Here is a 14,954-nt window from a genome sequence, read left to right as displayed (position 1 = left end):
TCCATATGGCGGAGATAGGAGACACTGGCGGGAAGATCAACGAAAACGCCCGCACCGGGGATCGGAACGGGCGTTTCGGACTGTAATCCAGGCTATGCGACAGGATGCATAGCCCAGAATGTTTCACGTGAAATATATCAGGCGGCCAAAATCAGGCAGCGAGAACCTTGAATTCGGCGAGGATCGCGTCGCCCATTTCCGTCGTGCCGACCTTGCGGGCGCCTTCCGACATGATGTCGCCGGTGCGGATGCCTTGGTCGAGAACGTTAGCGATCGCCTTTTCCAGCGCATCGGCCTCGGCAACGAGGTTGAAGGAGTAGCGCAGGCACATGGCGAAGGAGGCGATCATGGCGATCGGGTTGGCGATGCCCTGGCCGGCAATATCAGGGGCAGAGCCGTGGACCGGCTCATAGAGCGCCTTGCGCTTGCCGGTCTTGCCGTCGGGGGCGCCGAGCGAGGCCGAGGGCAGCATGCCGAGCGAGCCCGTGAGCATCGCCGCGACGTCCGAGAGCATATCGCCGAACAGGTTGTCGGTCACGATGACGTCGAACTGTTTCGGCTGGCGGACCAGCTGCATGCCGCCGGCATCGGCCAGCATATGCTCGAGCTGAACGTCCGAATATTTTTCCTTGTGCGTCGCGGTCACGACCTGGTTCCAGAGGACGCCAGACTTCATGACGTTGCGCTTTTCCATCGAGCAGACGCGGTTCTGACGCGTACGGGCCATCTCGAAGGCGACGCCGGCGATGCGCTCGATTTCGTAGGTGTCATAGACCTGCGTGTCGATGCCGCGCTTCTGGCCGTTGCCGAGATCGATGATCTCCTTCGGCTCGCCGAAATAGACGCCGCCGGTCAGTTCGCGGATGATGAGGATGTCGAGGCCTTCGACCAGCTCCGGCTTCAGCGAGGAGGCGGAGGCGAGCGCCGGATAGCAGATGGCCGGGCGCAGGTTTGCGAAGAGCTGCATGTCCTTGCGCAGGCGCAGCAGGCCGGCTTCCGGGCGAACCTCGTAAGGAACGCTATCCCACTTCGGGCCGCCGACGGCGCCGAAGAGAACCGCATCGGCTGCCATGGCCTTCGCCATATCAGCTTCGGAGATGGCAGCGCCGTGCGCATCATAGGCGCAGCCGCCGACGAGGCCTTCGTCGAGAACGAAGCCGGTGCCCTTCGCCTCGTTGAGATAGGCGATGATCTTGCGGACTTCGCCCATGGCCTCGGGGCCGATGCCGTCGCCGGGCAGGAGGAAGAGATTGCGCACTGTCATGGGAAAAGCCTCCGCAAAAGAAATTGGTAGCGGGTTATTAGACCCGCGATGGAGGCTTTTCAAGCAAGCAACGGGCCGAAACGGTACGGTTTGCGGGCGCGTTGAGGCCTCTTGCCGCTAGGTGCATGTTATGAGGCAAGCTTGTACGGCTAAGGTTTTTCACCTATGAGTGGCTATGCATAAACAAATACGAGCAATTTTTACTGATACTACAATTCGGGTTTATCAAGCTTATGGCGATCAAATCGCCGATGTAGCGCTTCGGCAGGGCACTTTTGCAGCGCCGTTCAGCTTCTCGCGAATGACCTGGATCAAACCTTCCTTCCTCTGGATGATGTATCGTTGCGGCTGGGGTCTCAAGGATGAGAACCAAAAGCGGGTATTGGCCATCGATATCGATCGCGCCGGCTTCGAGCGCGCGTTGTCGATGGCATGTCTGAGCCACTTCGATTCCGAGCTTTACCCCAGCGAGACGGCTTGGAAGGAAAAGCTTCAGGCCAGTGCGGTCCGGATTCAATGGGATCCGGAACGCGATATCTTCTTCCGGCCCTTGCCGCATCGATCGCTTCAGATCGGCCTCAGCGGCGAAGCTGTTCACATGTATGCCGGAGAGTGGATCAAGTCGATCACCGATATCACAGAAGAAGCATCACGCCTCAAAAAGGCAGTGGATGCAGGAGATCGCTCGTATCTCGAGGCAAACTTGCCGCAGGAACAGCTTTATCCGCTGCCGCGTTCGATTGCTTTGGCGATTGGGGCGGACTGACACGCGTTGCCGCGATGCAAGACAGGTGGCCGGCCTCCGATGCAAATCCGGAGACCGGTGCAATCCGTTTTGCTTACTCGGCGAGGCCGAGCGATGCGATATGGGCGGCGGAGGCGGGGATCTTGGACTTGTCCTTGATCTCGATGATCAGGCGCGGATTGCTTTCGAGCTTGGCGAGGGCCGCAAAGACGGCATGCCAGCGAACGGTGCCTTCGCCGAGGCTCCAGTGGCGGTCGGCATAGCCATCGGCGTCCTGCAGGTGGACGTGCTGGAGGCGGTTGCCGGCGGCATGGACGTAGTAATCGACAGGCGGAGCGCCCGTCGAGCCGTGGGCATAGTGCGCATGGCCGGTGTCGATCGAGACGGCGACGGCCTTTGAGTTGAAGCTGTCGGCAAGCGCCACGCGGATATGTGGATCGATGTCTTCGATATTCTCGATGACCATGGTGAGGCCCATGTCCTCAGCGCGCTTGACGGCATCGCGAAGCGTCTGGTGGCAATAGTCGACGATCTTTTCGCGTTCGCCCTTGTTGTTGTCCAGGTTGTTGTAGGACCAGGTCGTGTAAGGGCTATGGATGACCATCTGGGTCGCGCCGATATTTTCGCAAACGTCGAGTGCCTGTCCGATGCGCTTCTTGACGACGTCACGGATGTCAGGGTCCTGGGAGGCGATTATGAAGCCCCAGAAAGGACCGTGAATGCCAAGGCGGCCAGTGTAGCCGTCAAGCAGCTTCTTTGTGCGATCTGCCAGCGGCGTCCAATCGCCGTTCAAGATGTTGGCTTCGACAAAGCTCTGCAGTTCCAGGTCGCGCTGCTTTTCGAAAAGCCAGTCGCGGTGAATTTCGAGGTCGTCGAGCGTCATGGCTGCGCCGAGAACAGGGAGAGAAGTCATCGGGGAATGCTCCGGTTGGAGGGGATTGGTAGCGGGGGAGGTCCGAAAGGAATCCGCAGGCGCTATATGATCCCCCTTCTTGTCGGGCATATTACAGTGACGCTCCAGTTCGAATGATCTCTAATCGGATGTCAGGCTGTGAGCGCTCCGGGGCCGGAGACGAAAAAACGGTGCTCGACAACGAATATCGAGTCAATCCGCTCCCGATCAAAGTGATTAGTGGAAAGGGGTTGCTATATCCTGCCGAGCAGCGCACCCTTCGATCGTCGGAGCCAACCTTTTGCGGGCGGCTGCGGTTTGGAAGCATGGGACGCTTTCGCCCCAATTTGAAAGGACTAGCCATGCTTGGTCCAGTCCGACAACTCCATCAGAAGCTAGCAGGACATTCGATTATCGGCGTTTTTTTCGGCGCGGGCCGAAGGGCGGACCGACGGACAGCTATGAACTGCGAAATCCAAAGCCTCTCCGTCATGCGCTTTAAGCACTATGGCCAAGGTATGGGCAGTGACAACGATCTGCTTAGAATAATGCGAGCCCAACCGTAAACTGCCAATCTGGACAATACATTGCCGTGGGATTGTTTGCGTACCCGTGGCCGTGAGCAGCTACGCGCATCGCTTGGTGATGCGCGTAGCGCATCTCGCCAATGTTAGAGAAAGCAGCGATCACGCTGCGTTGCGGAGCTATCATGACAAACGGAAGAATTTCCTCGTACAGGAATGCCAGTCGGTTCCCCGGCGATAAAAGTGTTGTAACGGACATCGTCTCTCGCGAGATCACAACGGCCGAAACGGAAGAACGGGCGGCAAAAACTGCCCATTTAAGATCGCTTCGACTTGCTGCGCAGAGCGGCAAAAAGGAACCGAATGCATCTAATATTATTCGCAGTTGGACAGCAGAGTTCAGCGCGGTAGGCGGGCGTCCCTCCGCATTGATACGGAGAATAAGAAACCTGGCTTTAACAACCAGAATTGCGCCAGGTGGCTTGGAGCTAGCCGATCGCATCCCGCCAGGTTCCTTACCATCAAGGTTCCCAACCCGTCATTGAGCAAAACCTCGATGCCGGGGAATGGGTCAGGTGCCGCCGGCGTCCCCCTAGTGGTGCCTGGCCTTCGTCTATTCAGAGGTCCGGGCCTTGCTGTAACCCTCCCTCGCTCTATTTCATTCTTTGCCCGATGGGGGCATTTGGGCTCTAGGCCGCTACGCGTGATCGATGAAAACCTGTGGCGGCCTCTGATATGTGAGATAGATGGACGAGCCCAAGTCTCCATCCACACCGTCCTGGGCAAGGCTCGGCCTCCTGACGTTCGAATTGGCGTTCATGACGCCGAACTCTGCACTTTCCCGCTACGATTGAGCAAGGATCACCAAAGTCTCTGGCAACACTCCGTCGTACTCCATCGCATCCGCCGCTGCCTTGGTCTTCATAAACTCTGCCAAGCGGCCCATGTCGGCTACCTCCATGACCAGGCCAACTCTTTTGGACGCTTGTGGATCGACAAACGTGCGAATGTTTGTGCAGCCGATGGGTTCGAAAATCTCTTTTCGGCGCGGTGAAGCGAGCCAATGTTTGACATCTTTGACGTCATGGTAGGCCAGTATGGTAGGCATTGCGTCCTCCTCTTTGGCCGCTGAAATGAAGGCCAAATAGAACATTACGCCTCGCCCGATCACAATAGAATTACCCCGATGGGCAGGGCGCATCACGCGCCAACCCGTTGATGGACACGCCCGGTGTCGACCCTAACGGTACTAAATACCCCGCTGCATCCAGGGAACATCCCGTCGGCGACTGGGACTGCACATTGTTTCGTGTGTGCTCATAGGGTTAGTCATAATTTTATTAAATGCACATATAAAGAAAACCATTCCGGCAGAGGCATGATATAATCACCTCTCTAGGAAATTATTTCTACAAATGAGAATGATGAAATTTATTTCATCTATGATGCCGATCACCTTCCGCAACAGGCAAGGATGCCATTATGTCAGACAACAGCAGCCAAACGTCGAAAAGTGCAAGAGGCTTTAAATGCACGATGAGTGAGAAGACCGCCACGGTATTTCGCACCATCAATACTGGTGACGTTGCCAAACGACGGGAAAAGGCCGGCCTTCTCAAGGCGCTTCGTAGGGAGCGAAACCGTCCGTCGCGCCCGCAACGGGAGAGCTGAGGGTGCCGGGCATTCGCATTGTGTTGTTCTTCTGCTCCGCAGGGTATTGTTGTGACTGTAGAGCCTTCTAACAAAGAAACCATGCAAAATGAGCAATCCAGCCTAAGGCGTGGCCTTAAGCGCGCCGAGTATGCAACCTCGGACATGGAGCCATCGCATGATAACAAGCTTCTGATTTTGCTTCAGGTCGAGTTGGCGGCTGATTTTGTGATTGTCGATCAGCAGAAACGCCATTCCGAGGCCCCGACCCTTGCCGAATTCCTATTCGCGAATCCGGACCAGAAGCCAATGCCCTAGCAATAGACCGTATGGCCGCTACGGGCAGAAAGCGGTCATTGGTGGCACCTGTTCGCATAATCCCGTGAAAAAGCCACTATCCAACATCCCGCGTCGATTTCCGGTCGTAGGGGCAAGAATTTATCGCGAAGTGTACTGCGAGGCGCGTCCGTCAGTTCGCTGCCTTTACAACGCGTCTGGTGCTCGAATCCAGCGCCTGGCCGGTATCCTTTACATCGGTCGCCATGCCGCGAACGGTGTTGGCGCAGGAGGAGAGGGTCAGAAGAAGGAGGCAGGCGGCGGCGATGGAGGATTTGTTCATATGAGGTGCCCCTAGCTATGGCTTGCGAAAACCGATCAAGCCATGAAATCAACTAGCTGCGCGCCCCTGCCCTTCAAGCCCCGGCCCTTAAGGAAGCCGCTGAAATTTTTCACGCCGCGCGCCGCGAACCCTTAGCCGAACACGCAACATCACGATCTCGTGCGATCTTCAATGCGCCACAAAAAAGTTAGGTTCCTACCATTTTTAGCGCGCAGATATTGTTTGTTCGGAAACTGAAGGAGGGATTTATGATCAGTTCGCCCAATTTTGCCGAGGGTGATCCACGTCGTATCCGCGATTGCCAGAGAGCCGTGCTGCGCGAGCTGAACGATCTGATCGATCGCGCCGTGGCCAGCGGCTGGAAGCGGGGCGAAGTGCTGGTTTCGATCGATGATCTCGTCGACGCGGAAACGGCCGAAACCGGCGACCTGCTCAAGCTCATGATGGGCTATCTGAAGTCGCCTATGCCGGATGCGGCATAGCAATTGTATTCCTGCGTGTGTATTCCTGCGTGATCGGGCTTTCGCCGGTCACGCGCCCGTCTTGCGCTGCAGGTTGATCTCGCTTGTCGTGACCTTTTGTCCCGAGGTCGGGTCGCGATCGACGGTTGTCAGCCTCATTCCATTGTTGCCGATCTTCTGGATCATCATGTCGGCATTGCGGTCGCCATTGACCGGTTTGGCCCAATGCACGGCGAGATTGATGGTATTGCCCCGCCGTGCGCCGTTGAGGCTCGATCTGCCGCCCTGGGGCCCGACGTAGACGCCGCTGTAGCGCGCCCCGTTTGTCTGAAGATCGGCGCCGATCGAGCGCGATATGACGAGCAGGCCGCGGCAATTGCCTTTCATCGACAGAGCGGTGCCGTCGGCGCGGGAATCGAAGCTGCAGGTGACATTGAGCGGCTTTGCCTGCGCGTTGGTCTTGACCATTCCGCTCCCGGCCCAGCTTCCTTCGAGCGATTTCAGAAAGCCGGTTTCGTCGGCGAAAGCGGGCGCCGCAAGCAGCAACAACGGCAATAGCAAAGTCATCCGGCGCCGAGAGGTCGTCATGGCAATCTCCGCTCGTGAGAGGACGCGAATTCTTCGCCGACATGGAACGTTTGATGTCGAGTGAAGTTCCTGGAGAGGACAATACCACGCCGCAATCGTCGGCCATAGTACCCGCGGCTTGCCGACACTACATAGGGAAGAACGACAAACGCAGAGACATGAGGTTTGCTTATGAGCACTAGATATCTCGATCGTCTCTACGCCAAACGTGCCGAGCTTGAGGCCAAGCTCGAGATGCATAATGCGCGATACTGTTTTGGCGAAGAGGAGATTGACGACGGAACGGAGACGGATCTTCGGCAGCGCATCGACGAAGTCTCGGATGAGATTGACAGCCTTGAAAGAGGGTTTCGCTAACAGTCTGTCCACGCGCTGACGACTTCAACCTCGGCCGGGTGTTTGATATGCGAATATCAGCCCCAGTCGAGGATAAGCTCCAATGGATTTCCGTCCGGCCCGCCTGCCACGCCTTTTCTTCACCGTCCTCTCGATCCTATCGGTAGCCGGTCCCGTGCCGGCCGTTGCATCGGAATTGCAGGTCGGGGTCGGGGCTCAGTACGACACCACGCATGTCTATATCGCTCCTCAGGACGTAGACGCCTTTGCCAGGAGCTTCCTTGCCACCTTTGGTGGCACGAGCACCAAGAAGGTGGTCACAACAGTCACCCCGACGCCGAGCAAGACGACATCTCAATTGCTTCAGACGCCGTTCGGCGCGGTCTCCCTGTTTGGCTTCCAGACCCCGATCCCCTACCCTTTCGGGCTTGAGCGGTCCGGCTATCTGGTGACGGATATGGACAAGGCGGTCGCGGCTGCGCGCGCAGCCGGCGCCGATATTCTCGTTGCTCCCTTTCCTGATCCCATCGGCCGCGATGCCGTCATTCAATGGCCTGATGGCGTCAACATGCAGCTCTATTGGCATACGGTTTCACCGTCCTATCCCGCACTTCAGACGGTGCCGGAAAATCGCATCTATCTCTCAGCGGACGGTGTGGCGGGTTTCGTCCATGACTTCCTTGCCTTTTCGCATGGCAAAGTCGTCTCGGACGAGAGCAATGCCGATGGGGCGGAGATTGGGCGGCCCGGCGAAAAATTTCACCGTATCCGCATCGAATCGATCTTCGGGAAGATTGTGCTTCTGGTGACAGATGGGCACCTGCCCTTTCCCTATGGTCGGGAAGTGACCGGCTATGAGGTGACCGATCTCAAGGACACGCTGGAGAAGGCCAAGGCGAGCGGCGTGCAGGTACTCGGCGGACCCTATGTCTCGGATGGCCGGGAGGCTGCGATGGTCGAATTTCCCGGTGGCTATATCGCCGAGATTCATGCCAAGTCTGTCGGGCAATGATGACGGGGTCCATCAATGTGCGATGCCGCCGATGACGACCCGATGTCGACGCTTTGGGGGAACTCTCGATGAAGCTTAGCCTTCCAACCCTGCTGAGCCTGAATGGCGGCTATGTCGATACGGCCGGCTTCCTGGCCCTGCAGGGCCTGTTTACCGCCCATGTGACCGGGAATTTCGTCACATTCGGCGCCTCGATGGTGCTTGGCACATCGGGAGCGCTGGCAAAGCTTCTGGCCTTGCCGGTCTTCTGCGTCGTGGTGATCTGCGCCCGGCTTCTCGGCGACAGCCTTGCGAAGGCGGGCGCGCCTGTCCTAAGGATTCTGCTCGGTCTCAAGCTCGCCCTGTTGGTCATCGCAGCCGCGCTGGCGATCCATTTCGGTCCCTTCGCGACCGGCGATGGCTGGCAGGCGATCCTGACGGGGATGGTGCTGGTGTCCGCCATGGCAATCCAGAACGCCGTGCACCGCGTCCATCTCGGCACTGCGCCGCCGACCACGCTGATGACGGGCACGACAACCCAGATCATGATCGACGTCGCCGACCTGATGCGTGTCGTTTCGCCGGATGCCAGGGCTGCCCTACTTTCACGGCTGAAGCGGATGAGCGCTGCGGTCGGCGGCTTCGCGCTCGGTTGCGCTGCGGCCGCCCTCTCCTTCCTGTTTGCCGGAGTGTTCTGCTTTCTCGTGCCACCCGTCCTGGCGTTTTTCGCGATCATGATCCACGTCGACGATCACTCCGCGGAAAACCGGCCCAAATAAAGCCGGATCATCGTCGGCACGTTCAGTCTTTTTCTCGACTTACAACTCGGCTAAGTCTTGCATGCAGATAGGCATGTTCAGCGAAAGGAAGAGCGGAATGGCGGGTGAAACGGTTCTTGTGGTGGGTGGTGCTGGTTATATCGGGTCGCATACGTGCCTCGATCTTGCCAACAAAGGTTTCAAACCTGTCGTCTACGACAATTTCTCCAACGGCCACCGCGAATTCGTCAAATGGGGACCGGCGGAAGAGGGCGATATCCGGGATCGCGCCCGTCTCGACGAGGTGTTGGCAAAACACAAGCCGGCGGCAATCCTGCATTTCGCAGCGCTGATCGAAGTCGGCGAATCCGTCAAGGATCCGGTTTCCTTCTATGAAAACAATGTTATCGGCACGCTGACGCTGCTCTCGGCAGCGCAGGCGGCCGGCATCAAGGCCTTCGTCTTCTCCTCGACCTGCGCCACCTACGGCCTGCCGCAGAGCGTTCCGCTCGACGAGAGCCATCGCCAGGTGCCGATCAATCCCTACGGCCGGACCAAATATATCGTCGAGCAGGCGCTGGCCGATTACGACCAGTACAAGGATTTCCGCTCGGTATGCCTGCGCTATTTCAACGCCGCCGGCGCCGATTTCGAAGGCCGCATCGGCGAATGGCATACGCCGGAAACACACGCCATTCCGCTGGCGATCGATGCAGCACTCGGCCGCCGCCAGGGCTTCAAGGTCTTCGGCAGCGACTATGACACGCGGGACGGAACCTGCGTGCGCGACTATATCCATGTGCTCGACCTTGCCGACGCCCATGTCCGGGCGGTGGAATATCTCCTGAACGGCGGCCAGTCGGTCGCGCTCAACCTGGGCACCGGCACCGGCACGACGGTCAAGGAACTGCTGTCGACCATCGAGACGGTCTCGGACCGTCCCTTCCCGGTCGAATATGTCGGCCGTCGCGAGGGCGATTCCACGACGCTGGTCGCCAACAACGACAAGGCGCGCGAGGTGCTCGGCTGGGCGCCGAAATACGACCTCTCGCAGATCATCGAATCAGCCTGGAGCTGGCATTCCAAGTCAAACCAACATTGAGGGTAAGCGCGTGGGCGATCGGCCGAACATTCTTCTGATAAGTGCAGATCAATGGCGCGGCGATTGCCTCTCGGCGGTCGGTCATTCCAGCGTCAGGACACCTGCGGTCGATGCCCTGGCGCGGGAAGGCGTTCTCTTCCGGCGCCACTATGCCGGGGCCGCGCCCTGTTCTCCAGCGCGGGCGACGCTCTATACCGGCCTCTACCAGATGAACCACCGCGTCTGCCGCAACGGCTCGCCGCTCGATGCGCGCTTCGACAATCTGGCGCTGGCGGCCCGGCGGGTGGGATATGATCCGACCCTGTTCGGCTATACGGACACGGCGCCGGATCCGCGGACCATGGATCCCGGCGATCCGCATCTGACGACCTATGAAGGCGTGTTGCCGGGTTTCAGCGTGCGTCAGCTGCTGCCGGAGCACGAGAAGCCTTGGCTTTCCTGGCTGCGGTCGCGTGGTCATCGGGATGCCGATACCAGGGACATCCATGTTCCTGTCGGCGCGGATTTCGGGGAAATCTCCAATGCCGCCCCTGCCTATTCCAAGGACGAGACGCAGACGGCCTTTCTCGCCGGCGAGTTCATCCGCTGGGTGGGCGAGCAGGACGAGCCCTGGTTCGCGCATGTTTCCTTCCTGCGGCCGCATCCGCCTTTCTCGGTGCCGGAGCCCTATAACAGGATGTTTTCGGCTTCTGATGGTCCGGACTTTGCCCGCGCCAAAACCTTCGATCTCGAGAAATCGCTTCACCCCTATCTCGCCTATGCCATGCCCGGCGTCGGCAAGGGCGGCTTCATCCATGGTGCAAGAGGCCCCGTCGGTGACTGGAGCAGCAGCGATCTGGCGGCGATCCGCGCCATCTATTACGGCATGATCGCCGAGGTCGATGCACAGCTCGGCCGCATCTGGCAGGCGCTGAAGGAAACGGATGATTGGGATAACACGCTCATCATCTTCACGTCGGACCATGCAGAAATGGCCGGAGATCACTGGACGCTCGGCAAGGGCGGCTTCTTCGACGGCAGCTACCATATTCCCCTGGTGATCCGCGATCCCAGAGCCACGTCTACGGGCTTGCAGGTCGATCATTTCACCAGCGCTGCCGATATCTTCCCGACGCTATGCGACCGGCTCGACATCGATCCGAGCAACCATGTCGACGGCTCGAGCCTGCTGCCTTTCATCAATGGTGAAAGCTCTGATGGCTCAAGGGATGCGGCGTTCTGGGAGTTCGACTTCCGCGACATCTCGGGTGGCGGGGCAGAGCGACATTTCGGCCTGCGCTCCAGCGAGTGCAATCTCGCGGTCGTCAGGGACGAACGGTTCAAATATGTGCATTTCGCCGGTCTGCCGCCGCTGCTCTTCGATCTGCAGCAGGACCCGATGGAGCTCGTAAATCGGGCAGAGGACCGGGACTATCTTCCCGTCAGGCTCGCCTATGCCGAGAAGCTTCTGTCGCTCAGGGCGCGGCATCTCGACCAGACGCTCGCCTTTACGGAGCTGACCGAAAGCGGACCGGTCTCGATCCGGTCCGCTTTCTAATTCGTCCATGCCTCAGTTGTAGTGACCGAGATAGTCGCGCTTGCCGACCGGCGCGCCCTGGGCGCGCAGGATGGCGTGCGCCATGCTGACGTGGAAATAGAAGTTCGGCAGCACGAAGAGCGGGAGATATTCGTCGCCGCGCATCGTGACCGTTGCACCGCCGCCGGCGGGGATCGTTACTTCGCGCTCGTCGCTACCGTTGAAAACGTCCTGAGCGACCGACGCCAGGAAGGTTTCCGCCTTGGCCAGGCGCTCGCGCAAGTCCGCGATGGTCGTTTCATTGTCTTCAAAACGCGGCGCCTCGATGCCGGTCAGGCGCGCGACCGCGAATTTCGCGGTGTCGGTGGCGCGCTGATACTGGCCGGAGAGCGGCAACATGTCCGGAGCGAGGCGAGCAGATACCAGGATCGAGGAATCGATCTTCTTCTCGGTGGCATAGGCTTCCGCCTTGTCGAGATAGAGCTTCAGGGCGGACAGGCCGCGCTGAAGGACGGGAACGGTCATGCGGTACATCGTCAGAGGCATTGGGGTCTCCCATGGTTCATCAGGTTCGTTCGATCGGGCGGCGTGACGCCCTCAGGCGCGGACACTGATCGAAGCCGACGACAATGGAATGAACGTTTCATTGCCTTTGCTCCGGCCGGGCACATGTAGGAGAACGAGCGCCCAATTTCAGGGCCGGCAGCGGAAAATTATCCTTTCTGATCAGGATGAAGGGCAACGGAGGCACCCGTTGAGCCAAACAGGGTTGACGTTCTTCACAGAAAATGGAATGAATATTCCGTAAAGCAAATTGTACGGTTTGTTTGTTCCGTTTTTGAGGGCGGCGTTGGGAGCGACGCCCTTTGGAAATGATGGTCCTGCGGCTGGGAGGTCGAGGGCTCCGGCGTGAGGAGGGTGCAGCCGGACACCTTTTGTGGAGGAGAGACCAATGAAAAAGCTTATCCTGGGATCGGCGCTGGCACTTTTGATGTCTACGGCTGCCCATGCGCAGACCATCGGCGTGTCGATGGCGCTGTTCGACGACAACTTCCTGACCGTGCTCCGCAATGGCATGATCGACTATGCCAAGACCAAGGACGGCGTCACGTTGCAGGTTGAAGACGCGCAGAACGACGTCGCCAAGCAGCAGAGCCAGATTCAGAACTTCATCGCGTCGGGCGTCAGCGCGATCATCGTCAACCCGGTCGATACGGACGCAACCGCGGCCATGTCGAAGATCGCCGCCGACGCGAAGATCCCGCTGGTCTACGTCAATCGCGAACCGGTCAATGTCGACACCCTGCCCGATGGACAGGCTTTCGTTGCTTCCAACGAGCAGGAATCCGGCACGCTGGAAACCAAGGAAATCTGCCGTCTGCTGAATGGCAAGGGCAATGCCGTCGTCATCATGGGCGAGCTGTCGAACCAGGCAGCGCGCATGCGCACCAAGGACGTTCATGACGTCATCGCCAAGGAACCCTGCACCGGCATCAAGATCGTCCAGGAACAGACCGCAAACTGGGACCGCACCAAGGGTTCCGACCTGATGACCAACTGGCTGTCTGCCGGTATCGATTTCGATGCCGTCATTTCCAACAATGACGAAATGGCGATCGGCGCGATCCAGGCGCTGAAGGCATCAGGCAAGGATATGAGCAAGATCATCGTCGGCGGCGTCGATGCCACGCAGGACGCGCTCGCCTCCATGCAGGCCGGCGACCTCAAGGTCACGGTCTTCCAGGATGCGGCCGGCCAGGGCAAGGGTGCCGTCGATACGGCGCTGAAGCTCGCCAAGGGCGAAAAGGTCGAGAAGAAGACCTACGTTCCCTTCCAGCTCGTCACGCCTGAAAACGTCAAGGACTTCGTCAAGAAGAACTGATGCGTTCGTGATTGCGGATGCGGGCATCTGGCCCGCATCCATTGTCCCCGATCTGTCCCGGGAGGAAGCGATGGTTGTCAGCCCATCCACCATGGCTGCGGTACGTGCCAGCGGCGCAGTTCCAAATGCTGAATTTCTTCTTGCCGCTGAGGGCATTCGCAAGGAATTTCCGGGCGTCGTGGCGCTCGACGACGTCACATTCCGGCTGAAGCGCGGTACGGTTCATGCGCTGATGGGCGAAAACGGCGCCGGCAAATCGACGCTGATGAAGATCCTCGCCGGCATCTATACGCCTGACCAGGGCGACATCCGGCTTAGGGGTGTCGGCATCCGCCTGAAATCACCGCTCGACGCGCTCGAAAACGGCATCGCGATGATCCATCAGGAGCTGAACCTGATGCCCTTCATGACCGTTGCGGAAAACATCTGGATCCGCCGTGAACCAAAGACCCGCCTCGGCTTCGTCGATCATGGCGAGATGCGGCGCAAGACCGAGGAATTGTTTCGCCGGCTCAATATAACGCTCGATCCCGAGATCGAGGTCCGGCATCTGTCCGTCGCCAACCGGCAGATGGTCGAGATCGCCAAGGCCGTTTCCTACGATTCCGACGTGCTCATCATGGATGAGCCGACCTCGGCGCTGACGGAGCGGGAGGTGGCGCATCTCTTCGAAATCATCCGCGGCCTGCGTTCCCAGGGTATCGGCATTGTCTACATCACCCACAAGATGAACGAGCTGTTCGAGATTGCCGATGAATTCTCGGTGTTTCGCGACGGGAAGTATATCGGCACGCATGCCTCCACTGATGTCACCCGAGACGACATCATCCGCATGATGGTCGGCCGCGAGATCACGCAGATGTTTCCGAAGGAGGAGGTGCCGATCGGCGATGTCGTGCTGTCGGTCAAGGATCTCTGTCTGAATAACGTCTTCCACGACGTTTCCTTCGAGGTCCGCGCCGGTGAAATCCTCGGGGTGGCGGGATTGGTCGGTTCCGGCCGCTCGAACGTAGCCGAAACTCTGTTCGGCGTGACGCCTGCGACCTCGGGCACGATCGAACTGTTCGGCAAGCCGGCGAACATTTCATCGCCGACGGTCGCCATCCAGAACAACATGGCGTTCCTGACGGAGGACCGGAAGGATACCGGCTGCCTGCTGATCCTCAACGTGTTTGAAAACATGCAGATCGCCGTGCTCCAGGACAAATTCGTGAAGGCCGGTTTCGTCCAGGAAGGCGCGATCGAAGCGACCTGCGAGGACATGGCGCGCAAGCTGCGCATCAAGACGCCCAATCTCGACGAACGCGTCCAGAATCTTTCGGGCGGCAACCAGCAGAAGGTATTGATCGGACGCTGGCTCCTGACGAACCCTAAGATCCTCATTCTCGACGAGCCGACCCGTGGCATCGACGTCGGCGCCAAGGCGGAAATCCATCGCCTGGTGACCGAGATGGCGCGCAATGGCGTCGCCGTCATCATGATTTCTTCTGAAATGCCCGAGGTGCTCGGGATGAGCGACCGCATCATGGTGATGCACGAGGGTCGGGTGACCGGCTTTCTCGATCGCGCGGAGGCAACCCAGATCAAGGTGATGGATCTTGCGGCACGGTGACTAGGCCGCCGCAG

At 59.0% G+C, this 14,954-nt stretch carries 15 protein-coding genes; 9 read left to right on the top strand and 6 right to left on the bottom strand.

Annotated features, from left to right (window positions below; translation table 11 throughout):
- Window positions 1–151: 151 nt before the first annotated feature.
- Entirely contained in the window at window positions 152–1,264 is a 1,113-nt protein-coding gene (leuB, locus tag EV561_RS14010) for a 3-isopropylmalate dehydrogenase (protein WP_132522413.1), read from the bottom strand.
- A 175-nt stretch (window positions 1,265–1,439) separates the two neighbouring features.
- Between leuB and EV561_RS14005 the strand changes: the two genes are divergently transcribed.
- Window positions 1,440–2,030 carry a DUF4291 domain-containing protein gene (locus EV561_RS14005; RefSeq protein ID WP_132522411.1) on the top strand — a complete coding sequence of 197 codons (591 nt, stop codon included), beginning with the start codon at window positions 1,440–1,442 and terminating at the stop codon, window positions 2,028–2,030.
- Between the two features lie 73 nt (window positions 2,031–2,103).
- Here the strand turns inward: EV561_RS14005 and EV561_RS14000 are convergent, their stop codons facing one another.
- The 3 genes from EV561_RS14000 to EV561_RS13990 form a co-directional block, all read right to left on the bottom strand.
- Window positions 2,104–2,922: a sugar phosphate isomerase/epimerase family protein gene (locus EV561_RS14000; RefSeq protein ID WP_132522409.1), complete on the bottom strand. Its 819-nt coding sequence runs from the start codon at window positions 2,920–2,922 to the stop codon at window positions 2,104–2,106.
- A 1,347-nt stretch (window positions 2,923–4,269) separates the two neighbouring features.
- Window positions 4,270–4,533 (bottom strand): hypothetical protein, encoded by a 264-nt coding sequence (locus EV561_RS13995; RefSeq protein ID WP_132522407.1) that lies wholly within the window; start codon window positions 4,531–4,533, stop codon window positions 4,270–4,272.
- Window positions 4,534–5,544: 1,011 nt separating this feature from the next.
- Window positions 5,545–5,694: an entericidin gene (locus EV561_RS13990; RefSeq protein ID WP_132522405.1), complete on the bottom strand. Its 150-nt coding sequence runs from the start codon at window positions 5,692–5,694 to the stop codon at window positions 5,545–5,547.
- Window positions 5,695–5,942: 248 nt separating this feature from the next.
- On the opposite strand from EV561_RS13990, the gene EV561_RS13985 reads away from it, so the two are divergent.
- The gene (locus EV561_RS13985) at window positions 5,943–6,176 is read left to right on the top strand and encodes a hypothetical protein (protein WP_132522403.1); all 234 of its coding nucleotides are present in this window, start codon (window positions 5,943–5,945) and stop codon (window positions 6,174–6,176) included.
- A 48-nt stretch (window positions 6,177–6,224) separates the two neighbouring features.
- Here the strand turns inward: EV561_RS13985 and EV561_RS13980 are convergent, their stop codons facing one another.
- Complete coding sequence (locus EV561_RS13980) at window positions 6,225–6,743, bottom strand: hypothetical protein (RefSeq protein WP_132522401.1); 519 nt, start codon at window positions 6,741–6,743, stop codon at window positions 6,225–6,227.
- Window positions 6,744–6,914: 171 nt separating this feature from the next.
- Here EV561_RS13980 and EV561_RS13975 point away from each other — a divergent pair, with 171 nt between their 5' ends.
- The 5 genes from EV561_RS13975 (at window position 6,915) to EV561_RS13955 (ending at window position 11,467) form a co-directional block, all read left to right on the top strand.
- Window positions 6,915–7,100: a hypothetical protein gene (locus EV561_RS13975; protein ID WP_132522399.1), complete on the top strand. Its 186-nt coding sequence runs from the start codon at window positions 6,915–6,917 to the stop codon at window positions 7,098–7,100.
- Window positions 7,101–7,182: 82 nt separating this feature from the next.
- Window positions 7,183–8,091, top strand: a complete 909-nt coding sequence (locus EV561_RS13970) for a glyoxalase (RefSeq protein WP_132522397.1) — start codon at window positions 7,183–7,185, stop codon at window positions 8,089–8,091.
- 68 nt (window positions 8,092–8,159) lie between these two features.
- Window positions 8,160–8,849: a DUF1275 family protein gene (locus EV561_RS13965; RefSeq protein WP_132522395.1), complete on the top strand. Its 690-nt coding sequence runs from the start codon at window positions 8,160–8,162 to the stop codon at window positions 8,847–8,849.
- 97 nt (window positions 8,850–8,946) lie between these two features.
- Complete coding sequence (galE, locus tag EV561_RS13960) at window positions 8,947–9,930, top strand: UDP-glucose 4-epimerase GalE (RefSeq protein ID WP_132522393.1); 984 nt, start codon at window positions 8,947–8,949, stop codon at window positions 9,928–9,930.
- A complete protein-coding gene (locus tag EV561_RS13955; RefSeq protein ID WP_132522628.1) occupies window positions 9,908–11,467 on the top strand; it encodes an alkaline phosphatase family protein in 1,560 nt (519 codons plus the stop codon). Before galE ends, EV561_RS13955 begins: the two co-directional genes overlap by 23 nt.
- Before the next feature lie 12 nt (window positions 11,468–11,479).
- Here EV561_RS13955 and EV561_RS13950 read toward each other — a convergent pair whose 3' ends face one another.
- Window positions 11,480–11,992, bottom strand: a complete 513-nt coding sequence (locus tag EV561_RS13950) for a DUF1993 domain-containing protein (RefSeq protein ID WP_132522391.1) — start codon at window positions 11,990–11,992, stop codon at window positions 11,480–11,482.
- Window positions 11,993–12,398: 406 nt separating this feature from the next.
- On the opposite strand from EV561_RS13950, the gene EV561_RS13945 reads away from it, so the two are divergent.
- Together EV561_RS13945 and EV561_RS13940 are read left to right on the top strand one after the other, a co-directional pair.
- Window positions 12,399–13,328, top strand: coding sequence for a sugar ABC transporter substrate-binding protein (locus EV561_RS13945; protein WP_132522389.1), 930 nt, complete (start codon window positions 12,399–12,401; stop codon window positions 13,326–13,328).
- A 70-nt stretch (window positions 13,329–13,398) separates the two neighbouring features.
- A complete protein-coding gene (locus EV561_RS13940; protein WP_132522387.1) occupies window positions 13,399–14,940 on the top strand; it encodes a sugar ABC transporter ATP-binding protein in 1,542 nt (513 codons plus the stop codon).
- Window positions 14,941–14,954 lie beyond the last annotated feature (14 nt).

The organism is Rhizobium sp. BK376 (assembly GCF_004341625.1).
GTDB lineage: Bacteria > Pseudomonadota > Alphaproteobacteria > Rhizobiales > Rhizobiaceae > Rhizobium.
The sequence above is the reverse complement of the archived record's forward strand: the minus strand, read 5'-3'. Positions and strand labels throughout refer to the sequence as shown.